Source organism: Billgrantia sp. Q4P2, from assembly GCF_052806135.1.
In genome coordinates this window covers 139,917-160,914 of sequence record NZ_JBRBAI010000011.1, presented here as the reverse complement: position 1 = coordinate 160,914, position 20,998 = coordinate 139,917, and the positions used below count along the sequence as shown (strand labels likewise).

Below are 20,998 nucleotides of genomic sequence, written 5' to 3'. Positions count from 1 at the left end.
GCTGGTGATGGTCGACGACGAGCGCCTGCCGCTGGCCCCCGGTGAGGTGCCGGAGGAGAAGTGGGTGCGCTTCCGCACCCTGGGCTGCTACCCGCTGACCGGCGCGGTGGAGTCCAAGGCCGACACGCTGCCCGAGATCATCCAGGAGATGCTGCTGACCCGCACCAGCGAACGCAGCGGCCGGGCCATCGACCACGACCAGGCGGGCTCGATGGAGAAGAAGAAGCGCGAGGGGTACTTCTGATGGCACACCAGTCGACATTGATTGCAGACAACATCGAGCAGTACCTGCACGAGCACGAGAACAAGGACCTGCTGCGCTTCATCACCTGCGGCAGCGTCGATGACGGCAAGTCGACCCTGATCGGCCGGCTGCTGCACGACTCCAAGATGATCTTCGACGATCACCTGGCGGCGATCACGCGCGACTCCAAGAAGAGCGGCACCACCGGCGAGGCGGTGGACCTGGCGCTGCTGGTCGACGGCCTGCAGTCGGAGCGCGAGCAGGGCATCACCATCGATGTGGCGTACCGCTTCTTCTCCACCGACAAGCGCAAGTTCATCATCGCCGACACCCCGGGGCACGAGCAGTACACCCGCAACATGGCCACCGGCGCTTCCACCGCCAACCTGGCGATCATCCTGATCGACGCCCGCTACGGCGTGCAGACCCAGACCCGGCGCCACAGCTTCATCGCCGACCTGCTCGGCATCAAGCACCTGGTCATCGCGGTGAACAAGATGGACCTGGTGGACTTCTCCCAGGCTCGCTTCGACGAGATCGTCGCCGACTATCGTCGCTTCTCCGAGCAGCTCTCGGTCGATGACCTTCACTTCGTACCGATGTCGGCGCTGGAAGGCGACAACGTGGTCAATCGCAGCGACCGCACGCCCTGGTATCGCCATGAAGGCGAAGCGGGGCCGGCCTTGCTGGAACTGTTGGAAACGGTGGAAATCGACCGCGATCGCAACCTCACCGACCTGCGCTTTCCGGTGCAGTACGTCAACCGGCCCAACCTCGACTTCCGCGGCTATGCCGGCACGCTGGAAGCCGGTGTGCTGCGTCCTGGTCTTACCGTCAAGGCGCTGCCCTCGGGCAAGACCAGCCGGGTCGAGCGAGTGGTCACCTATGACGGCGACCTGGAAGCGGCATGGCCGGGCCAGGCGGTCACCGTGACCCTCGAGGACGAGATCGATATCTCCCGCGGTGACTGGATCGTCGCCGAGGATGCCGACATCGCCCTGACCAATGCCTTCGATGCGGACATCGTGTGGATGCACGAGCAGCCGCTGGCACCGGGCCGGCAGTACGACATCCGCCTGGCCGGACGTTCGGTAGCGGGGCAGGTAAGCGACATTCGCTATCAGATCGACGTCAATACCCTGGAGCGGCACGAGGCCGAACGCCTCGAACTCAACGCCATCGCCCGCTGCCGGGTCGAGCTGACCGCCGAGGTGCCGCTCGATGCCTATGACCAGAGCCCCGGTACCGGCAGCTTCATCGTCATCGACCGGCTCTCCAACGTCACTGTGGGCGCGGGAATGGTGCGTAGCGTTGCCGAGACGGCAGAGCGAGCGCATCGTGAGGTCGATTGGGCCGCCTTCGAGCTGGAACTCAATGCCCTGATCCGTCGCCACTTCCCGCACTGGGAGGCCAAGGACATACGCGACCTGCTGCGCTGAGATAAGCCAAGCGAACCATGAGCGGTTGATCTTGCGGCAGCATCCTCCACACTAGAGACAGGGCTCGGCGCTTGCCGGGCCCTGTCGAGTGTCAGGGAGGAGACCATGCTGCATTGCCAGGGTTGGCTGATAGCGCACTGTTCAGGAGCATCCCCGCAAGGCAACGCAGGTCAGGTGAAGAAATGACGGGTTTCGTCAGGCGCCTGTTGCGTATCGCCGCCCGTCCGATGAGGCGCGACCGGGGCCGGGGTGGCTACGTGGTGCACCCTTACCGCGGCTATGGCTCCCGGCATGAAGTCTTCCTGAAGGGACGGGTGTTTCGCCAGGCCGCTCTAGGCGACTACATTCCCCGTTACGGCATGCTACGCGATGTTGCCGATGTGATCCGGCGCATCTTTCGTCATGGCCTGCCGCGAGTCGTTGTCGAGGTGAGCCTGGGCGACAACGTCACCACCGTTACCACCGACCGCGACGGCTACTTCGACGTTCACCTGCCACTCGACCATCCCTTGCCGTCGGATACCGCCTGGCATCACGCTCAACTGCACGTGGTGCTACCTGGCGTGGAGCCGGTGCAGTCGTTTACCGAGATATACATTCCACCCGCCGAGGCCGACCTGCTGGTGATCAGCGACATCGACGATACGGTGATGTACACCGGCGTGGCCAACAAGTTGCGCATGTTGCTTCGCCTGTTCGCCAAGCAGGCCCATCAGCGCATGGCATTTCCCGGGGTGGCGGCGCTCTACCAGGCGTTGCATGTCGGCAGCAGCGGCAAGGCCCGGCGCCCCATCCTCTATGTCTCGCGCGGCCCCTGGAGCATCTACGAGATGCTCGAGAAGTTCTTCCAGCTCAATCGCATACCCGTGGGCCCGATCCTGTTCCTGCGCGAGTGGGGCATCTCCTGGCGCAAGCCTTGGCCGCGTCGCGCCGAGGATCACAAGTACGAGCTGATCCAGCACCTGTTGTCGATGCGTGATGAGCTGCCCTGCGTACTGATCGGTGACAGCGGCCAGCACGATCCCGAGGTCTACGCGCGCATCGTGCACGAGTATCCCGAGCGTATTCGAGCAGTGTATATCCGCCGGGTCGAGCGCAAGCCCGAGCGTGAGCGTGCCATCGATATGCTGCGCGACGAGATTCGCCACACCGGCTGCGACCTGGTGCTGGCCGACGATAGCCTGGCCATGGCGGAGCATGCCTTTGCTCAAGGCCTGATTGCCGAAGAGGGGGTGGAGAAGGTGCGCCGTGAGTCGGACCGATAGGTCGATTTGGCGTCGGCTCCGCCGCCTGATGAAGGCATGGATAGGGTTGCGGCATCGTTAACCTGTGTGTCGATTTCTTGCGTTTTTCGATTTTACTCTGCGCCTGACGCAAGGGGCTTCGTCGTTGAAGCCTGCGCCTGATCTACACAGAGGTACTCAGCATGACCACAATCGTATGGGACGGAACGACGCTCGCGACGGATTCGCTGATCAGTGTCAATGGCTCGACCTACAACCATGCGCAGAAGCTGTTCCAGCTCGACAACGGCGAATGGGTCGCCTTCGCCGGCGAGCAGCAGGAGTGGTGGGAGGTCATGGAGTGGTTCAACGCAGGTGCTCCGCGCAACGACAAGCCGCACGTGACGCGGGTCGAGATGATCATTGCCGGCCCCGATGGCGTCTACGAAATGTTCAACAAGCTGGTACGCATCCCGGTCAAGGGCCCCGTTGCCTACGGCACCGGCTGGAAGTGGGCCCTGGCGGCCATCGATCACGGCAAGAGCGCCGTCGAGGCGGTGGAGTATGCCAAGACCCGCGATCACGATAGCGGGGGTGAGGTGCAGTCCGTCACGCCAGCGACCAGGGCCGGCGTGCCCTTCGAGGCGCTGATGCGAGATGCCGAGGCGATGCCTGCAACCACCTGAATGTTGCACTGCATAACGCAGCCCCGGCCACCTGGTCGGGGCTGTGGCGTTTGGGGCCCGGGTACAGGCGACGCATGAACGCGAAAAGGTTAGGCTTGGTCCAAATTCAAGACGCTGAAACGAGACCCGAAACGCCATGATCGTGCTGCTGATTGCCTTTCTGCTGGCCATCTTCCTGCTGCCCAACGCTTGGGCCAAATGGGTGCTGGCGCGCCATTCCCGCGGTCGTGACGACTATCCGGGTACCGGCGCCGAACTGGCCGACCATCTGTTGCGCCGCCTGGGCATCGAAGGCGTTCAGGTGGAGATGACGGAGCAGGGCGATCACTACGACCCGGAGGCGCGACGGGTGCGGCTCTCCCGCGAGCACTACGAGGGGCGTTCGCTTACCGCAGTGACCGTGGCCGCCCATGAGGTCGGCCATGCCATTCAGCACCATGAAGGCTATGCACCGCTGACCGCCCGGGCGCGCATGGTCGGCGTGGCGCAGCGGGCCGAGAAGCTCGGTGCCCTGCTGATGATGGCCGCCCCCTTCCTGTTCATCCTGACCCGGCTGCCCGGAGGGCTGGCCATCGTCATCGCAGCGGCGGTGATCAGCTTCGGCACGGCAGCGCTGGTGCACCTGGTGACCCTGCCGGTGGAGTTCGATGCCAGCTTCAATCGCGCCCTGCCGCTGCTCAGGGAGTACGTACCGCCCTACGACATGCCCGGCGCCCGCCACGTGCTCACCGCCTGCGCCTTCACCTACGTGGCGGCGTCGCTGGCGAGCATTCTCAACTTAGGGCGGTGGTTGGTGATATTGAGAAGATAACCTTCTCCTTGAGCGTAAGCGGGAGCGCTTCCTAAAGTTCTGGGTGTAGTCACAGGCCTTCATGGAGGAGGTGCGATATGACGACTCCCCGGGATTACATCCGCGACAATGCCAAGTCGCTCGCCGGTTGCAGCAGCGATTACGACGACCTGCTGGAGCAGGTGGGTGAGCGCCCGCTGGTACTGCTCGGCGAGGCCTCCCACGGCACGGCCGAGTTCTACCGCATGCGTGCCGAGATCACCCGGCGCCTGATTCGCGAGAAGGGCTTCGAGGCGGTAATCGTCGAGGCCGACTGGCCCGATGCGCTGCGGCTCAACCGCTACGTTCGCGGCGAAGGTGACGACACACTCAAGACCGCCTTCGACGACTTCCAGCGCTTTCCGCAGTGGATGTGGCGCAACACCGAGGTGCGCGACTTCATCGGCTGGCTCGAGGAGCACAACGCCGGCAAGGAAGCCAACGAGCAGGTGGGTTTTCACGGCTTGGACATCTACAGCCTGCACCGCTCGGCGGAAGCGGTGATCGAGTATCTCGAAGGCATCGACCCGGAGCAGGCGGGAATCGCCCGCGAGGGCTATGGTTGCCTCGACCATGGCGGTGACCCGGTCCGCTATGGGCACGATGCCGCCTTCGGTCTCAGCCGCATCTGCGAGGATGCCACCGTGCGCCTGCTCGCCGACCTGCTCGAGAAGTCGGCCGGCTACCTGCGCGAGGATGGCCCGCACTCGCGGGACGAGCAGTTCTTCGCCGAGCAGAATGCCCGCGTAGTGGTCAATGCGGAGCACTATTACCGCGCCATGTTCGGTTCACGAGTGGACACCTGGAACCTGCGCGACGGGCACATGACCGATACCATCGTCGAGCTGCGCGGGCACCTGCGCCGCCAGGGTGGGCAGGGCAAGCTGGTGGTATGGGCGCACAACTCGCACCTGGGCGATGCCTCGTTCACCGACATGGGCTGGCACCGTGGCCAGCACAATGTCGGCCAACTGGTTCGCCATCGCTTCGGTGAGGAACAAACACTGCTGGTGGGCTTCACCACCCATACCGGCTTCGTCTCCGCGGCCCATGACTGGAGTGGCCCGGTGGAGCATCGCCGGGTGCGGCCTTCCATGGACGGCAGCGTCGAAAGACTGTTCCACGACAGCGGCATCGGTGACTTCTACCTGCCCCTCGGCGAGCGTGCGGCCCCCCTGAAGGAGCCGCTGTGGGAGCGTGCCATCGGCGTGATCTACCGCCCCGAGTCGGAGCGAATCAGCCACTACTTCAAGGCTTCCGTGGCCCAGCAGTTCGATGCCGTCTTTCACCTCGACGAGACCCGTGCCGTGGAGCCGTTCGACAAGGGTGAGCTGTGGCGGCCCGAAGAAGTGCCGGATACCTATCCCTTCGGTGTCTAACGCCAGGGCGGGAACCGGCCGGTCCTCAAAACTCCGATACCTTGCCCCAGGCGCCCTTGTTCAGACGAGCCAGACGGTACTGGTGATGATCGACAAAGGGTGTCTTGCCCGTCACCATTTCGGCGATGAGGCGCCCGGCGCCCGGGCCGATACCGAATCCGTGACCGGAAAAGCCGGCTGCCAGTACGAAACCGGGCAGGTTTGCCGCCTCGTCAATGACCGGGACGCCGTCGGGCGTGCTGTCGATGTAGCCTGCCCAGCCCGCCTGAACGGGCACGCTGCCCAGGGCGGGCAACAGGCGGCGTGCACGGGCCAGGGTCTCTCTCAGGATCCGTTCCGATGGGCGCGGATCGAGAATACGGATACGCTCCATTGGGGTGGGGCGATCGAGCGCCCACTTCCTGCGCGTCTCGTGTCCGGACAGCCAGCCCTGCAGGTCGCCGAGGGAGAGCTGCTGCCAGCGCTTGGCGAACATCGGCAGGAAATGCGATGAAAAACGAAGCTGCTGCGGGGTCGGGTCCAGGCAGGCGCGCCCCGAGGTGGCAAGCGTATAGCCGCCATCTCCCCGCCGGGTGACGGATACCTCTGCCGTGTGCAGCGCATCGGGCAGGCCTTTGGCGCCTGGCATGACCGAGAGAATCGAGGAGCGCACCGAGGCCTGCGGAAAGCGGATACCGAGCTGACGACAGAAGGAGGATGCCCAGGCGCCACCGGCCATCACGACTTGCGTGGTCTTGATCACGCCCTTCTCGGTGATCACCCCCGACACCCGCCCGGCCTCGGTTTCGATGCCGCGTGCCGCGCAGTACTGATGAATCGATCCGCCATGCTTGATGACGCCCTTGGCAATCAGCGGCGCTGCCCGCGCCGGATCGGCAATACCGTCTGTCGGCGAAAATACGCCTCCCAGCCAGGACTTGCCGGTCGCTGTGCCGCGTTCGGTGGCTTCGGCGGCGCTCAGCATGTGGGTCGTGACCCCCTGGGTAATCGCGAAGTCGCGCCATCTGGCCCAGCCATCCAGCTCGGCCTGGTCATCCGACAGGTAGAACAGCCCGCAGCGGCGAAAACCGAGGTCCTCACCGAGCTCGGCGGTGATCTCTTCCCAAAGCTCGAGGCTCTTGGTCGACAATGGCAGCTCGCGCGCGTCACGGTTCTGCTGTCGGCACCAGCCCCAGTTGCGGCTGGACTGCTCGGCGCCGATGCGGCCCTTTTCGATCAGCGCCACGCTCAGGCCCTGGCGAGCCAGGTAATAGGCGGCACATGCGCCGATGATGCCGCCGCCGATGATGACGGCATCGGCGCGTTGCGGCAGGTCCGGCGTGGATGGAATCGTTAGCAATGGAGCCGGCATGGGCTTCTCCTGGCCTGACTACGAGTTTTTTATACCGCTTCGGCCTGCGCATTTCAGGCGAGGTTGCCCTGGCACAGGTATTTGGTCGCCATGTAGTCGTCGAGGCCGTAGCGTGAGCCTTCGCGACCGTAGCCCGACTCCTTGATGCCGCCAAAGGGCGCCGACTCGGCAGCGAGCGCACCTTCATTGATACCGACGAGGCCGGTTTGCAGACGCTCGGCGAGGCGCCAGATGCGTTCCACATCGCGGGAGAAGAAATAGGCGGCCAGGCCGTAGGGCGTATCGTTGGCCGCCGTCACCACCTCTTCTTCATCGGCGAAGCGGAACAAGGGCACCACCGGGCCGAAGGTTTCGTCCTGGGCCAGCTCCATGTCGTGGCTGGCGTCGCCGAGCACGGTGGGAGCGTAGTAGTTGGGTCCGCTGGTGACGCCGCCGCTCAGGCGCTGCCCCCCGGTGAGCAGCGTGGCGCCTCGGGCCAGGGCATCCTGCACGTGACGTTCGATCTTGTCGACGGCGCGGCCGTTGATCATCGGGCCGATCTGACTTTCTTCGCGGTCGCCGGGGCCGACGCGCAGCGACTGGACACGGGCCACCAGCTTGTCGGCGAAGGCCTCATAGACCGACGCCTGGACGTAGACCCGATTCGGGCTGACGCAGGTCTGGCCGCCATTGCGGAACTTGGCGGCCATCAGGCCCTCGACCGCGGCATCGAGATCGGCATCCTCGAACACGATGAAGGGGGCGTTGCCACCGAGTTCGAGCGACAGGCGCTTGAGCGTGGCGGCCGAATCGCGGGCCAGCAGCTTGCCGACCGCCGTCGAGCCAGTGAAGGTGATCTTGCGCACCCGGGAATCGCTCAGCCAGGCACCCACGACATCGCCGACACGCTCGCGCGAGGAGGTGACGATGTTCAGCACGCCGGCGGGGAGCCCGGCTTCCTCCGCCAGCGCGACCAGTGCCAGCGCGGTCAGCGGCGTATCCTCGGCCGGCTTGGCGACCACGGTGCAGCCGGCGGCGAGGGCCGGTGCGATCTTGCGGGCGATCATCGCCAGCGGGAAGTTCCAGGGGGTGATCGCCGCCACCACGCCGACCGGTTCCTTGGTCACCAGCATTCTCTTGCTGCCCACCGGGGCGGGGATGATGTCGCCGTAGCTGCGCACCGCTTCCGCCGCGAACCAGTCCACGTAGGAGGCGCCGTACGCCACTTCGCCGCGCGCTTCCGCCAAGGGCTTGCCCTGCTCACGGGAGATCAGGCGGGCGAGATCCTCGGTATGTTTCACGATCAGGGCGTACCAGCGTTTGATGATCTGCGCACGCACCGCTGCCGGTTGCTGACGCCAGCTGTCGAATGCGCGGTGCGCTGCAACGGTGGCAGCCTGTGCATCGGTGGCAGTGCTGTCGGCGACGCTGGCAAGGGTCTCGCCGGTTGCCGGATCGCTGACGGTGTATTGGTCACCGGCGGCACCTGATTGCCATTGTCCGTCGATGAAGTTGTCGGAGCGTACAAGATCGAAACGATCGAGATGGAGGGCCATGGTTGCTGCCTCGTTGATGTAATGGGTGTCGAAGCCAGAGCAGCCAAAGGGCCTTGCCCCGAGACGTGCCGGCTGCTGCATGGACCCTATATTAGGCGCCCCGTCTCGGCGGAGGCTTTCGTAATGAGGTCCGGCAATCGCAGATTCGGGCGTTTTCTAGGGAGCTCACGGAAGCTTATGCCGTTAGGTTAATGAGGGGAGGTGACAGGGTAAGGAGGAGAGAGGCCAGTCGGGAGGGATCAGTCGTGATCGCTGATCAGTTTTTCAATTGGATAGTATTTTTTCACGACGGGCGACTTGATCACGATATAGCTGAAATACTTGTCGATACCGATATTCTGCTCGAGCAGATCCTCCATGACACTTTGGTAATGGACGACGTTGCGGGTAAGGAAGGTCAACTGGTAGTCGAATCCGCCACTCACCAGATGACATTCGAGAACTTCATCCACTTTGCGTATATAGGACTCGAAGCGTGCAAAGTCTTCGAGCCGATGGTCGGAGAGGGTGATCTGAGTGAAGACCCGCTGGACGCTGCCGAGCTTCTCGAGCTGTAAGTGGGCGCCATAGTCGATAATGTAACCGGCTTTTTCCAGGCGTTTGACACGAGTCAGGCAGGGACTGGGGGAGAGTCCAACGGCGTCTGCCAAAGCGACATTCGATATACGGCCGTTGCGCTGCAAATGACTCAGAATGCGTATGTCGAGGCGGTCCAGTTTGGGTGCGCCGATCATCCAGGGCTCCGGTGGGTTCGGTCTGTCGGTCCGGTAATGACAGAAAAATGCGACGCACCATTGCCTGCGTGCGTCGCATGCGACTGTCAGCGCAGGGCCTGGCGTACTTCGGGCTGGTCGAGCACCGCATTCAGGGTGCGTTCGAGGCGCTCGAACAGTAAGTCGAAGTCATTACTTGTATAGCAAAGTGCGGGGGCAAAGCCAAGAACGTTATCGGCGAAAGCCCGCAGGATGATGCCGTTGCCATAGGCGGCTTCGAAGAGACGATCGGCCAATTTCAATGAAGGATCGAAGCGCTCTTTGCTCTGCTTGTCGGCAACCAGTTCGAGGGCGCCAAGGAAGCCGCGACTGCGTGCATCGCCGACCAGGGGATGATCGAGCATGGAGCGCAGGCCTTCTTCGAACCGCGGTGCCAGGGCGATGCCGTTCTCCAGCAGGCCATCCTCATACAGGCGTAGCACCTCCAGGGCGACGGCGGCACTTACGGGATGGGCGGAGTAGGTATGGCCGTGTCCGATCGGGAATTCCGCCCCGCCGCCTTCGGCGATGCCCTGGTAGACGGCTTCGCTCATCATCACGGCACCCATGGGGGCATAGCCGGCGGTCAAGCCCTTGGCCAGGGTCATCAGGTCCGGTGTGACGCCTTCGGCCTCACAGGCGAACATCGGCCCCGTGCGACCGAAGCCGGTGATCACCTCGTCGACCACGAACAGAATGCCCAGCTCCTGGCAGCACTCCTGCATGGCCTTCAGCCAGCCCTTGGGCGGCACGATCACGCCGCCGGAGCCCTGAATGGGTTCGCAGAAGAAGGCCGCGACGCGGTCGGCGCCGAGTTCCCGTACCTTGTCACGCAGTGCCGCAACGGAGGTCTCGATGATGGTGGCGGGATCCGAACCGAGCGGGTTGCGGTAAGGATAGGGCGAGGGAATGCGATGCTGATTGGGCAGCGGCAGATCGAAGTTGCGATGGAACACCGGCAGGGCGGTCAGCCCCGCGCCCTGGGACGAGGATCCATGGTAGCCGCGCTCCAGGGTGACGAAATGCTTCTTCTCGCTTTTGCCCTGAGCGTTCCAGTAGTTGACGATGAAGCGGATCGCTGAATCCACCGCATCGGAGCCGCCCATGGTGAAATAGACGCGCTGCAGCGATGCCGGGGTCAATTCCACCAATTTGGCGGCCAGCCGGATGGCCGGTTCGGAGCCGAAATGGAAGTAGCCGGTAGCGTAGGGCAGCCGGCGCATCTGCTCCTCGGCGGCACGCACGATGCTCTCATGGCCGTAGCCGGTGTTGACGCACCAGAGGCCGGAGAAGGCATCGAGGAGCTCGCGACCGCTGCTGTCCTGCAGGTAGGCACCGCGGCCCGCCGTGAGTACCGTGACGCCGCGCTGTTCATGAGAGCGGTAGTTGACGACCGGATGGACGAGGTGATCGCGGTCCAGTGTGACGAGATTATCTGTGTGCATGGGTCTGTCCGCCGAATATCAAATGAACGTTGGGCCTGGTGCGAGCCGCGCCGTTCCGGCGCGGGTGTCGGCCTGCCAGTTATCCTCGGCGGTTGACACGATGCACCCAGGACCATGATAGTCACCCGGCCGCAACGTTTTATTGCGACTATTCGCTTCGCCAGAACCGATAGTTTCGTAATCGTCACTGTTTCGGAAGATACTGTCGGCACCGTTCTATCGCGGCCATTGAGCCGTTGCCACCCGTTGCTTCATGCGCTCCGCGCGGCGGCATACGCGCCGAACGGTCGAGTCCCTCGTTGCTGCGGCACGTCATACCCAACTTGGCTTTCCGGTTGCGATCACAGTCAGTGGATATCCGCGTTGATCGAGCGGCCGGCGCAAGACGACCCGGCTGGAGAATTTCTCGATGCCGATGTCGTCTTCCAACAGCCGCTCCATGAGCGCCTGGAAATGGGCGATGTCCGGCGCCACGATTTTCAGGAGGTAATCGTAGCCGCCGCTGACGTTGTAGCATTCGACGATCTCGTCGTACTTGCCGGCCCCGGTTTCGAACTTGCGGAAGTCGTGCGGCCGATGGTTGCTGATGGTCACCTCGGAGAACACGATGACGTGGCTGCCCAACTTCTCCAGCGCGACGTCCGCGCCGTAGCCCCGGATGACACCGATCTCCTGCAGTCGCTTGGTACGGGCGAGGCATGGGCTCTCACTGAGGCCGACGGCCGCGGACAGGTCGACATTCGAGCAGCGTCCCTCGCGCTGAAGATGCACGAGAATCTTCATGTCGAACTGATCGAGGGAGGCTGCAGATCGCATGGTCGATTACCTTCGAGGCCGGCGCTGGTTACTGTGCTTGTGCCGCGAAGCCCAGCGCTTCGTCGAGCACTTCGATCACCATCCGGGCCTGTTCCGCTGACAGCACCAACGGCGGTCGAATCTTGAGCACATTGTGGCCCATCGCGCAGGCGCTCAACAGCACGCCCTTGTCGCGCATGCGATTGACGACCCGGGTGGTGAGTTCACGGTCGGGTGCGCGCGTCGTACGGTCCGAGACGAGTTCTACACCGACGAACATGCCTACACCGCGCACGTCACCGATGGCCTCGTGCCGGTTAGCAAGTTCCGCGATACCGTCGCGCAGGAGCTTCCCGACCCTGGCGGCATGCTGTATCAGGCCTTCCTTTTCGATCGTATCCAGCACCGCCAGTGCTGCCGCGCAGGATACGGTATTACCGGCGAAGGTGTTGAAGTACCTGGAGTGCTTGCCGAATTCCGCCAGCGTGTCAGCGGTGGCTAGCAGTCCCGCGATAGGTTGTCCATTACCCATCGGCTTGCCCATGGTGACGATGTCCGGGATGACGCCGTGACGCTGAAAGCCCCACATATGCTCGCCGGTCCGCCCGAAGCCGGGCTGGATCTCGTCGGCGATGAACAGGCCGCCGGCCCGCTTGATCGCCTCGACCGCGCCCTTCAGGAAGCCCGCTGGCTCAGGGAGGATTCCGTCGCTGGTGAACAGGGAATCGACGATCAGTGCCGCCGGCTTGATACCGTGGCGCTGCAAATCGGCAATTGCTGCCTCGACATCGCGGGTAAAGCGTTCGGAGAGGTCGGCACCCTCGGCATGATAGAGACGCGGTGCCGGGACCAGGCGAACGTGGGCGCCGAGGTCGACCGTCACGCCGAGCGACGGCGAGAATTTCGACACGGCATCGGTGAAGCCGTGATAGGCGGTGTCGGTCACGATGATACCGGTGCCGCCGGTGCGGACCTGGGCGATGCGATAGGCGACGTCGTTTGCCTCGCTGCCCGTGCAGGTCAGCATCAGATGGGCAAGCTCGGTCTCGGGCACGGTGGCGAGCAGGCGTTCGGCCAGTTCGAGAATCGTGTCGTGCAGATAGCGGGTGTTGGTCGCGAGAACCTTCACCTGATTGCAGATCGCCTCGGTCACCGCCGGGTGGCAGTGTCCGAGCGAGGCGACGTTGTTGTAGATGTCGAGGTAGCGGCGGCCATCCGGATCGATCAGCCACACGCCGTCGCCGCGCACGATATGCAGCGGATGTTCGTACATCAGCCGATAGGCCGGTCCGAGCAAGGCGTCGCGCCGCTCGATCATCGCCGCGGTGACGGGGCCCACGTCGACGCGCCCGGGGATATAGGCGTTGACCATGTTGAGGTCGGTGGTGCTTTTCATCGGCTTTCTCCTTTTCGCACTTCGGTCAGCAAGCGGTCGCGCGCTTCATCACGGGAAAGATCGTTCATCATGGCCAGCGCCGCCCAGGACGCAGGATTGTGGCGCATGATGTAGTCGCGGTTCTCGGGGTAGCGCTTGGCACGCCATTCCGAAATCAATACGGTGATGAGGTGGCGTGTCGCCATGAGATCGGCGACGATCTCCTGCTCGTTTTCGGTAAGCGGCAGTGTCGCGTGATAGGCCCCGACGAACTGAGCCGCTCCCTCGAACGGGTCGGCATTGCCCTTGGTGTGAAAGGCTGCCGCCGTCGCGACCTCGCCGACCAGCGGTGCATGCAGCATGTCGCCGAAGTCGATGATCCCCACGATGCGCTCATGATCGTCGGGAGCCACCAGCACGTTGTAGAGGTGAAAATCGTTGTGAATGACCTGCGCCCGCACCGAGGCAAGGCGGGGCAGCACATGGTCGGTGAAGCGCGTCATGAACGACTCGGCGAGCGCACGACGCGGGGCGTCCACGATGGCATTGAACTTGTCGGCCAGCCGGTGCGCGGTGGAGACGTTCCACAGTAGGTCATGCGTTGCCCCAGGGTGCGAGAAATCGCGCAGCGCGAGGTTCAATTCGGCGAGCACCGTGCCCATGGCCCGGCGCTGCGTGGCGGTCCGAGGCGTCTCGCGGATCTGAACGCCGTCGAGATAGGTCAGCATCCGCACGATGGTCTCGACCCCGTCGGGCAAGGTCACCGTATCGCGCGTTTGTCCGCCAAGCGTTCGCACCACGCGGGGCACCGGCTGGTCTGGCGATACACGGGCGATGTGGTCGAGTGCTGCGATCTGGAAATCGACGACCGACACCGGCTCGGACGGATTGCTGATCTTGACGACGTAACGGCTGCCGTCCGCGGTCTCTATACGACAATTCTGGTCGCGTTCGCCCACCAGTGACTTGATGCTGCCACGGATACCGTAGAGACGACTGACCAGGTCCTCCACCTCATCCGGGGCAAGACTGGGCACCGCCGTGCTCAACGCCGCTGCCGCAATCGCATGATTCTCTGCCATTAAGCGCCTCGTGCCGTCATGGTGGTCTGGGGCAGATACTCGGGCCCAAGCAAACCGGAAAGTTGGGAAATGTCGGTACAAGTTTATGGCGGTCAGTACTACGGCGATGCTTAATTGTCGCAAGATTCGAGCAGTTTCCTTTTCGATCTGGAGCAGGCGTGGCATTTCCTGCGGAGTGCGTCGAGACCGGGTTTTATTGGGCTTATTCGTCCTATTTCCTGAGATTCGAAAAGGGACGGTCAACTGACTAGTAGCCTCGTGTCCTATCCACCAACCCGACCAGCGGCAACCCTTCCCGGTGCCGGCGCAGGTTGTCGAGGACAGCCTCGGCGGAGGTATCCGGCTGCGTCATGCTGGCGATATGGGGCGTCAACATGATGTGTGGGTGATGCCAAAAAGGATGGCCAACCGGCAGCGGCTCTACATTGCATACGTCGAGAATCGCCGCCGAGAGGTGGTGGCTATCCAGGGCATCCAGCAGGTCGGCTTCGACCAGGTGATCGCCGCGTCCCAGGTTGATCAATACGGCCCCTGGCGGCAGCTGCCGGAACAGTTCCCGCGACAGGATGCCACGCGTCTCGTCGGTCAACGGCAGCAGGCAGACCAGGATCTCGGTGCGCGCGAGGAAGTCTGCCAACCCCTGCTCGCCGGCGAAGCATTCGATGCCGGGTAAACTGCGCTCCGAGCGACTCCAACCGGCGCATTGGAAACCGAAGTCGCGCAGCTTCTCGAGCACAGCTTTGCCCAGAACTCCCATGCCGAGCACCCCGACGCGGCGCGTGTTCGCCGTGTGTACCGGCATCGGCTTCCATATCTCCTCGCGCTGCTGGCTGGCATAGGCGAGCCAGTCACGGTGGGCAGCCAGCACGGCAAGCGTGGCATATTCGACCATGCCCGCGACCAGGCCGCTCTCTATCATCCTTACGACCGGAATGTGCTCCGGTATTCGAGACAGGTCGAACTGGTCGACACCGGCTCCCACCGAAAACACCAGTTCCAGATTGGGGAAGGTCTGCGCGATGTCCTCGGGTGGTTGCCAGGCCGCGAGATAGCGCACCTGCTGGGGGTCACCGATGTGTGGCCATATATGAAAGTCGATGTCTGGCTCACGTTCGGCGAACAGCTCGGCCCAACGTGCGCCGCGAACCGGTTCGGACTTGTAGAGAAAACTCATGGTGAGGTCTTCCTTCAACGGGTCTATTCGGAGGTGATGAGAGATCACTCTACAACAACGAACGCCCAAGACTAGGACAATCTTGCCTGCGGTTCTTATGCAATCTAGTTCATAAGCTAAGCCAATATTGGCGGCATGATGTGCCGTTAAGTGGAGAAAATCCCGTGGAACATATAATAAATCGCGCTGAAAACAGGGCAGTCGTTCAAGGGGCGGGTGCTGTAATGATTTGGAACTTGGGATGTTCCCGAGGATAGGTGGAGTTGCGACGAGGCAGCTCGAGATTCCCGGGAGCCAAGTAGGGCGAAACGATAGTCGTCAATGACAATGGTGCAATGACAGTAGACACTGGAGGCATGAGATGCAAAACAACAAACTGCCCTTTTCTCAGGCTGCTTCGGACCTGATTCGCACAGCCGGCCAGGGCATCTCGCGACGCGATGTGCTGAGGGGCATGGCGGCCGGTACCGTGCTGGCCGCCACCGCCGGCGGCTTGATGACCGGTGCGCCGTCCGCCTTCGCCCAAACGCCCCAGCGCGGCGGACGCATCAAGGTGGCGAGCGCGACCAGCTCGACCGCTGATACGCTGGACCCGGCCAAGGGCGGGAACTACACCGACTATTGTCGGCACTTCATGTTCTACAACGGCCTGACGACGCTGGACGCGACGCTGGTGCCGCAGATGTCACTGGCGGAGTCGTTCGACACCGACGACGCCCAGTCGTGGGTCGTCAAGCTGCGCCGGGACGTCGTCTTCCATGACGGCCAGCCGTTCACCGCGGCCGACGTGGTCTACTCGCTGAATCGCCACAAGGATCCTGAAACCGCCTCCAAGGCCCTCAGCGTCGCCCAGCAGATCGAGGAGGTCAGGGCCGCCGGGCCGCATGAAGTGCATATCCGGCTGGTCAGCCCCAACGCCGACCTGCCGGCGATCCTTGCCACCTCCCACTTCCTCATCGTGCGCGACGGCACCACGGACTTCAGCCTCGCCAACGGTACCGGGCCCTTCGAATGCGCGGAGTTCCAGCCGGGCGTGCGCTCGATCGGGGTGCGCAACGACAGCTACTGGAAGCCGGGCCAGCCGTATCTCAACGAGATCGAGTTCTTCTCGATCCCGGATGAGGCCGCGCGCATCAATGCCCTGCTTGCCGGCGATGTCGATCTCATCAACCCGGTCAATCCGCGCTCGATCCCGCGCGTGCTGGACAGTGCCAATGCCTCGATAATGGAAACCCCGACCGGAGGCTTCACCAACCTGGTGATGCGTGACGCCCTGGGGCCGGTTCAGAACCCGGACTTCGTGCTGGCGATGAAGTACCTGCTCGATCGCGAGCAGATCCAGCGGCTCGCCTTCGGCGGCTTCGGCGTGCTTGCCAACGACCAGCCGATCGCGCCCAACCACCGCTACTACTTCAACGAGCTGCCGCAGCGCGCGTACGACCCGGACCGGGCGAAGTATCACCTGGAGCGCTCCGGCATGGCGGGGAAGACGATTCCCCTGGTGGCCTCCGAAGCCGCCACCGGCTCGGTGGACATCGCCCAACTGCTGCAGCTTTCGGCGCAGCAGATCGGGCTCGGGCTCGAGCTTCGGCGGGTGCCGTCGGACGGCTACTGGTCCAACCACTGGATGAAGCATCCGCTGGGCTTCGGCGCCATCAGTGCCCGGCCGACCGCCGACCTGATGTTCAGCCTGTTCTATCACTCCGACGCCGCCACGAACGAATCGGGCTGGAGCAACGCCCAGTTCGACCAGCTGCTGCTGGCGGCGCGCGGCGAGACCGACGAAGCCAAGCGCCGGCAGATGTATGCCGACATGCAGGTGCTGGTGCACGAGCAGTGCGGCATCGGCATCCCAATGTTCAGGAGCAGCATCGATGGCCACAACGCCAAGCTGAGAGGGCTCAGTCCTCACCCGATGGGTGGCCTGATGGGCTACATGTTCGCCGAACACGTCTGGCTGGAAGCCTGAGGAGCGGGATGCCTGAGGGGTAGTGCATCCCGGTGAAACGCGGAACGTGAGAAGTGAGAAAGGAGAAGGGAGCGGCCACACTGGCCGCTCCCTTCTTATTTGCTGGTTTTATTACTAGAGCGCAGCTTATGCCGGGCGGTAAATGGCGTAGACCTTCTTCACATCCTCGCGGCTTTCCCAGCTCCATACGGCCCCTTTCTCGACCAGGCAGATGTCGCCCTTGGTGTAGGTGCGAGAGGCGCCGCTCTGCTCCACGACCGTGACGGCCCCCGCCAGCAGGTGCATCAGTTCGTACTGCCGCGATTCCATGGCGCGACGGTGATAGGGAGTCGAATCCCAGGTGCCGCACATGAATTCCTCGTCGACGGAGCGGTAGTCGGTATGGTTGCGGCAAGCGGGTGTCGGGCCGATCAGCAGCTCCACCAAGGGAGTGCCGGAGGGCTCCAGCGCAGCCGATTCGTCGATGGCGATCAGGTTTCCCTCGCCGGCACTTTCACCCAGGTAGCGCATGTAGAGGAGGGTGGTGGGTTCCAGGCAGTGCCAGTGGAAACCGGCACCGGCACTCAGCACCGCGCTGGCACTGTCGGTCAGCTCGAGCGTCTGGCCCTGCTGGTTCAGCGTCAGGCTGCCATCGCAAAGAATGATGAACTCGTCGGCAGGCAGCTCGGCCACGCTGCCCGTGCCCGCTTCCAGCCGGATGGCGCCGATTTCGACCGGACCGGGGGGGATTGCCAGGGGGTAGCGGTTCGCCAGGAAGGCATCCGTTTGGCCATCGGCTTGGCTGGCCGCGGCGGCAACGACTTCCCTGGCGAACTGGCGCAGGTCGATGATGGAAGGGTGGGCTGGCCGGCTGGAAACCTGGTGCGGGTCGAGAGAGTGAAGCATGAGAACCTCGGATCGATTATTGGTGGAAGAAGTCATCAGGGAAGCATGTCTTTCATGCGGTAATAGGCTCCTACGATGGGCAGGAACCAGGGCTTGCCCGTATGCATCGGGACCGCTCGCCAGGCCAGGCCCTCGAGCGGATTGGTCCCCTTGCGGCCCATGGCGATATCGGCGAGCACGCTGCCGATCAGGGTCGAGACCTGCGCGCCATGCCCCGAATAGCCCATGCCGTAGATCACCCCATCGGCGGTGCCGGCGCGCGGGTAGCGATCCTGAGTGCAGCCGACGAGACCGCCCCAGCAGTAGTCGACCTCGACGTCGGCAAGCTGCGGAAACACCTCGATCAACTGCTTGCGCAGCAGTTGACCGGAGCTGACGTCCGTTTTCTGATTCGACGCCGACGAGAAGCGGGCCCGGCCGCCGAACAGCACCCGGTTGTCCGGGGTGAGGCGGAAGTAGTTGGCGATGTTGAGCGAGTTCGTATAGTTCCGGTTGCCCGGCATGGTCGCCGCCACCTCTTCCGCGTTGAGCGGGCGCGTCACGACGATGAAGGAAGCGACCGGCATCATCCGCCGACGAAAATAGCCGAAGGTCTCGGTCGTGTAGGCGTCGGTCGCCAGAATGACCTGCCGGGCGACCAGGGAGCCGGTCGGCGTGGTCAGTCGCCAGCCCTGCGGTACCCGCTCGCGGGCAATGACAGGGTTGCGCTCCCAGATGGTCGCACCATGCCGATGGGCGGCCTGAGCCATGCCGGTGACGTAGCGTCCCATGTGCATCATCGCGGACTTCGGCGACAGCACTCCACCGTGGAAAGCGTCCGATCCCAGTTCCTTGCGCACGTCTTCGCGTGACAGCCATTCCACCGTGGGGTCGACCTCGCGGCGGAGCTCGTCGCACATGGCCTGCAGCTTCTTCACGTGGGAGGGCTTGGAGGCCAGCTTGATCTTGCCGCCACGGCGGAAGCCGCAGTCGATCTTCTCCTCGCCAATGATCGCTTCGATCATGTCGATCGAGTCGTCATAGGCCTTCCACAAGCGGCGCGCCTGGGCGTCGCCGAAACGGGCCTTGATGGCGCCGAAACTGGCGAAGTGGCCGCTGTTGAGGTGCCCACCGTTGCGTCCCGAGGCGCCATAGCCGACATGCTCGGCCTCGAGCAGGGCTACCTTGAGACCGGATTTCGCCAGCTGGCGCGCGGCGTTGAGGCCCGTGAAGCCCGCCCCGATTACCGCCACCTCGAACTCCCCCGAGACGGGGCCGGCTGCGGCCTTGTCGAACGGAACCGACGTATCGTGCCAATAGGAAACGAATTTCATGGCTGCATCTCCTGCGAAAAGTCGACAAGCACGCTCTTGATTCTGAGGTTCGCCTCGTAGGCCTGACGTCCGAGGTCCTTGCCGATGCCGGAGCGCTTGTAGCCGCCGGTGGGTATCACGAAGTCGGCCGTACGCCCATAGCGGTTGATCCACACGGTACCCGCCTCGATGCCGCGTGCCAGCCGCAGGGCACGGCCGATGTCCGCGGTATGCACGCCTGCGGCCAGGCCATAGTCGGGATGGTCTGCGAGGGCCTGTGCCTCCTCTTCGTCGTCGAAGGACTGCACGGTGAGCACCGGGCCGAAGATCTCGTTCTTCACCGCTTCCATCCGCTGATCGACATCGCTCAGGATGGTCGGCTGATAGAACCCGCCACCGTTACCCATCGAGAGGCATTGCCCACCGGTGACGATACGTGCCCCCTGTGCCGCGCTGCGCTGCACGATGCCATCGATACGTTCCATCTCCCGGCCGGAGATGATGGGGCACAGGGTGGTATCCGGCTCCCAGGTGTTGCCTGCCTTGAGTTCCGCCACGATGGCGACGAGCCGCTCGATGAACCTCTCGGCGATGGAGCGCTGCACGATCAGACGCGAGCCGGCAACACATACCTGGCCTGCGTTCGTCGTGATTGCGCGAGCCACGATGCGTGCCGTTCTTTCCAGGTCGTGAACGTCGGCGAACACCACCTGCGGGCTCTTGCCGCCGAGTTCCAGTGTTACCGCCTTGGTACCGCTCTCCGCACATGCCGCCATGATGGCCGCACCGGTTCGGGTCGAACCGGTGAAGGTCACCTTGGCAATTTTGGGATGGCGGCACAGCGCATCGCCGGTGGTGCGGCCATCGCCCTGCACGACGTTGAAGATGCCTTCCGGCACGCCGGCTTCGACGGCCAGTTCCGCCATTCGCAGGACGCTGAATGGCGTCATCTCGGATGGCTTGAGCACCATGGCATTGCCTGCGGCCAGTGCGGGGCCCACCTTCCACGAAGAGGTCACCAGCGGGAAATTCCAGGGCACGATGGAGCCGATGACGCCGTAGGGTTCCGCAATCGTCATGCCGAGATGGTCGTTGCGGGTCGCTGCCACTTCGCCGCCGATCTTGTCCGCCCACTCTGCATAGAAGCGGATGCCCTCGGCGGTGAACGGTACGTCCCAACCTGCCGCGTCACGGATCGGCCGTGTCGAGCCCACGGCTTCGAGCGGTGCCAGTGTCTTGACGTCGGCTTCGATCAGATCCGCCCAGCGCCGCAGGATGCGTGCACGATCCCGCGGCGCGCAGCGTGCCCAGTCGCTGTTTCTGAACGCATTCCACGAATCCTGCACCGCTTGGTCAACGAAATCGGCGTCCGCCACCGGCAAGCCCGCATAGGTGACGCCGTCGGAAGGGCGTTGCACATCGATCGCACTCGGGCCGCCGTCGATGTAGCGGCCTCCGATGAAATGTGCGCTGCGCACTGTTACCCGATTCGGGTCAAAGCTTTCCATGACAACAACCTCTCGATATTTGAAGAGCCGGGGCC

17 protein-coding genes and 1 pseudogene are annotated in these 20,998 nt (G+C 63.6%); 7 read left to right on the top strand and 11 right to left on the bottom strand.

What is annotated here, in order from left to right; genetic code table 11:
- The 6 genes and pseudogenes from ACUY1T_RS18110 to ACUY1T_RS18085 form a co-directional block, all read left to right on the top strand.
- A pseudogene (locus ACUY1T_RS18110) lies at window positions 1–244 on the top strand (sulfate adenylyltransferase subunit CysD); the annotation flags it as partial.
- The gene (gene cysN, locus ACUY1T_RS18105) at window positions 244–1,683 is read left to right on the top strand and encodes a sulfate adenylyltransferase subunit CysN (protein WP_446024976.1); all 1,440 of its coding nucleotides are present in this window, start codon (window positions 244–246) and stop codon (window positions 1,681–1,683) included. The pseudogene ACUY1T_RS18110 and the gene cysN, both read left to right, overlap by 1 nt.
- Before the next feature lie 182 nt (window positions 1,684–1,865).
- Entirely contained in the window at window positions 1,866–2,948 is a 1,083-nt protein-coding gene (locus tag ACUY1T_RS18100) for an App1 family protein (RefSeq protein ID WP_446024975.1), read from the top strand.
- 161 nt (window positions 2,949–3,109) lie between these two features.
- The gene (locus ACUY1T_RS18095) at window positions 3,110–3,592 is read left to right on the top strand and encodes a 20S proteasome subunit A/B (protein WP_446024974.1); all 483 of its coding nucleotides are present in this window, start codon (window positions 3,110–3,112) and stop codon (window positions 3,590–3,592) included.
- Between the two features lie 136 nt (window positions 3,593–3,728).
- On the top strand, window positions 3,729–4,403 hold the full coding sequence (locus tag ACUY1T_RS18090) for a zinc metallopeptidase (RefSeq protein WP_446024973.1): 675 nt from the start codon (window positions 3,729–3,731) through the stop codon (window positions 4,401–4,403).
- Window positions 4,404–4,480: 77 nt separating this feature from the next.
- Window positions 4,481–5,800: an erythromycin esterase family protein gene (locus tag ACUY1T_RS18085; protein ID WP_446024972.1), complete on the top strand. Its 1,320-nt coding sequence runs from the start codon at window positions 4,481–4,483 to the stop codon at window positions 5,798–5,800.
- 25 nt (window positions 5,801–5,825) lie between these two features.
- On the opposite strand, the gene ACUY1T_RS18080 is transcribed toward ACUY1T_RS18085, so the two are convergent.
- The 8 genes from ACUY1T_RS18080 to ACUY1T_RS18045 all read right to left on the bottom strand — a co-directional run bounded on the left by ACUY1T_RS18080 (window position 5,826) and on the right by ACUY1T_RS18045 (window position 15,309).
- Window positions 5,826–7,151 (bottom strand): NAD(P)/FAD-dependent oxidoreductase, encoded by a 1,326-nt coding sequence (locus ACUY1T_RS18080; protein WP_446024971.1) that lies wholly within the window; start codon window positions 7,149–7,151, stop codon window positions 5,826–5,828.
- A gap of 53 nt (window positions 7,152–7,204) precedes the next feature.
- The gene (locus ACUY1T_RS18075) at window positions 7,205–8,686 is read right to left on the bottom strand and encodes an NAD-dependent succinate-semialdehyde dehydrogenase (protein ID WP_446024970.1); all 1,482 of its coding nucleotides are present in this window, start codon (window positions 8,684–8,686) and stop codon (window positions 7,205–7,207) included.
- Window positions 8,687–8,925: 239 nt separating this feature from the next.
- Complete coding sequence (locus tag ACUY1T_RS18070) at window positions 8,926–9,420, bottom strand: Lrp/AsnC family transcriptional regulator (protein WP_446024969.1); 495 nt, start codon at window positions 9,418–9,420, stop codon at window positions 8,926–8,928.
- Between the two features lie 86 nt (window positions 9,421–9,506).
- Window positions 9,507–10,883 (bottom strand): aminotransferase class III-fold pyridoxal phosphate-dependent enzyme, encoded by a 1,377-nt coding sequence (locus ACUY1T_RS18065; protein WP_446024968.1) that lies wholly within the window; start codon window positions 10,881–10,883, stop codon window positions 9,507–9,509.
- A 312-nt stretch (window positions 10,884–11,195) separates the two neighbouring features.
- On the bottom strand, window positions 11,196–11,699 hold the full coding sequence (locus tag ACUY1T_RS18060) for an Lrp/AsnC family transcriptional regulator (RefSeq protein WP_446024967.1): 504 nt from the start codon (window positions 11,697–11,699) through the stop codon (window positions 11,196–11,198).
- A 28-nt stretch (window positions 11,700–11,727) separates the two neighbouring features.
- Entirely contained in the window at window positions 11,728–13,074 is a 1,347-nt protein-coding gene (locus ACUY1T_RS18055; RefSeq protein WP_446024966.1) for an aspartate aminotransferase family protein, read from the bottom strand.
- The gene (locus ACUY1T_RS18050; RefSeq protein WP_446024965.1) at window positions 13,071–14,135 is read right to left on the bottom strand and encodes a phosphotransferase; all 1,065 of its coding nucleotides are present in this window, start codon (window positions 14,133–14,135) and stop codon (window positions 13,071–13,073) included. The genes ACUY1T_RS18055 and ACUY1T_RS18050 overlap by 4 nt, the downstream gene beginning before the upstream one ends.
- 247 nt (window positions 14,136–14,382) lie before the next feature.
- Window positions 14,383–15,309 carry a 2-hydroxyacid dehydrogenase gene (locus ACUY1T_RS18045; protein WP_446024964.1) on the bottom strand — a complete coding sequence of 309 codons (927 nt, stop codon included), beginning with the start codon at window positions 15,307–15,309 and terminating at the stop codon, window positions 14,383–14,385.
- A 361-nt stretch (window positions 15,310–15,670) separates the two neighbouring features.
- Here ACUY1T_RS18045 and ACUY1T_RS18040 point away from each other — a divergent pair, with 361 nt between their 5' ends.
- Window positions 15,671–17,278, top strand: coding sequence for an ABC transporter substrate-binding protein (locus ACUY1T_RS18040; protein WP_446024963.1), 1,608 nt, complete (start codon window positions 15,671–15,673; stop codon window positions 17,276–17,278).
- A 126-nt stretch (window positions 17,279–17,404) separates the two neighbouring features.
- On the opposite strand, the gene ACUY1T_RS18035 is transcribed toward ACUY1T_RS18040, so the two are convergent.
- From ACUY1T_RS18035 to ACUY1T_RS18025, 3 genes are read right to left on the bottom strand one after another with little or no spacing between them, the layout of a single operon-like run.
- Window positions 17,405–18,163, bottom strand: coding sequence for a cupin domain-containing protein (locus ACUY1T_RS18035; RefSeq protein ID WP_446024962.1), 759 nt, complete (start codon window positions 18,161–18,163; stop codon window positions 17,405–17,407).
- Between the two features lie 35 nt (window positions 18,164–18,198).
- Window positions 18,199–19,476: an NAD(P)/FAD-dependent oxidoreductase gene (locus ACUY1T_RS18030; RefSeq protein ID WP_446024961.1), complete on the bottom strand. Its 1,278-nt coding sequence runs from the start codon at window positions 19,474–19,476 to the stop codon at window positions 18,199–18,201.
- Window positions 19,473–20,963 (bottom strand): aldehyde dehydrogenase family protein, encoded by a 1,491-nt coding sequence (locus ACUY1T_RS18025; RefSeq protein ID WP_446024960.1) that lies wholly within the window; start codon window positions 20,961–20,963, stop codon window positions 19,473–19,475. Before ACUY1T_RS18025 ends, ACUY1T_RS18030 begins: the two co-directional genes overlap by 4 nt.
- Between the last annotated feature and the right edge of the window lie 35 nt (window positions 20,964–20,998).

What these genes read in the sequence shown, in the direction of transcription:
- cysN (WP_446024976.1), top strand. Translation starts at nt 244, where the DNA reads ATGGCACACCAGTCGACATTGATTGCAGACAACATCGAGCAGTACCTG.
- ACUY1T_RS18100 (WP_446024975.1), top strand. Translation starts at nt 1,866, where the DNA reads ATGACGGGTTTCGTCAGGCGCCTGTTGCGTATCGCCGCCCGTCCGATG.
- ACUY1T_RS18095 (WP_446024974.1), top strand. Translation starts at nt 3,110, where the DNA reads ATGACCACAATCGTATGGGACGGAACGACGCTCGCGACGGATTCGCTG.
- ACUY1T_RS18090 (WP_446024973.1), top strand. Translation starts at nt 3,729, where the DNA reads ATGATCGTGCTGCTGATTGCCTTTCTGCTGGCCATCTTCCTGCTGCCC.
- ACUY1T_RS18085 (WP_446024972.1), top strand. Translation starts at nt 4,481, where the DNA reads ATGACGACTCCCCGGGATTACATCCGCGACAATGCCAAGTCGCTCGCC.
- ACUY1T_RS18080 (WP_446024971.1), bottom strand. Translation starts at nt 7,151, where the DNA reads ATGCCGGCTCCATTGCTAACGATTCCATCCACGCCGGACCTGCCGCAA.
- ACUY1T_RS18075 (WP_446024970.1), bottom strand. Translation starts at nt 8,686, where the DNA reads ATGGCCCTCCATCTCGATCGTTTCGATCTTGTACGCTCCGACAACTTC.
- ACUY1T_RS18070 (WP_446024969.1), bottom strand. Translation starts at nt 9,420, where the DNA reads ATGATCGGCGCACCCAAACTGGACCGCCTCGACATACGCATTCTGAGT.
- ACUY1T_RS18065 (WP_446024968.1), bottom strand. Translation starts at nt 10,883, where the DNA reads ATGCACACAGATAATCTCGTCACACTGGACCGCGATCACCTCGTCCAT.
- ACUY1T_RS18060 (WP_446024967.1), bottom strand. Translation starts at nt 11,699, where the DNA reads ATGCGATCTGCAGCCTCCCTCGATCAGTTCGACATGAAGATTCTCGTG.
- ACUY1T_RS18055 (WP_446024966.1), bottom strand. Translation starts at nt 13,074, where the DNA reads ATGAAAAGCACCACCGACCTCAACATGGTCAACGCCTATATCCCCGGG.
- ACUY1T_RS18050 (WP_446024965.1), bottom strand. Translation starts at nt 14,135, where the DNA reads ATGGCAGAGAATCATGCGATTGCGGCAGCGGCGTTGAGCACGGCGGTG.
- ACUY1T_RS18045 (WP_446024964.1), bottom strand. Translation starts at nt 15,309, where the DNA reads ATGAGTTTTCTCTACAAGTCCGAACCGGTTCGCGGCGCACGTTGGGCC.
- ACUY1T_RS18040 (WP_446024963.1), top strand. Translation starts at nt 15,671, where the DNA reads ATGCAAAACAACAAACTGCCCTTTTCTCAGGCTGCTTCGGACCTGATT.
- ACUY1T_RS18035 (WP_446024962.1), bottom strand. Translation starts at nt 18,163, where the DNA reads ATGCTTCACTCTCTCGACCCGCACCAGGTTTCCAGCCGGCCAGCCCAC.
- ACUY1T_RS18030 (WP_446024961.1), bottom strand. Translation starts at nt 19,476, where the DNA reads ATGAAATTCGTTTCCTATTGGCACGATACGTCGGTTCCGTTCGACAAG.
- ACUY1T_RS18025 (WP_446024960.1), bottom strand. Translation starts at nt 20,963, where the DNA reads ATGGAAAGCTTTGACCCGAATCGGGTAACAGTGCGCAGCGCACATTTC.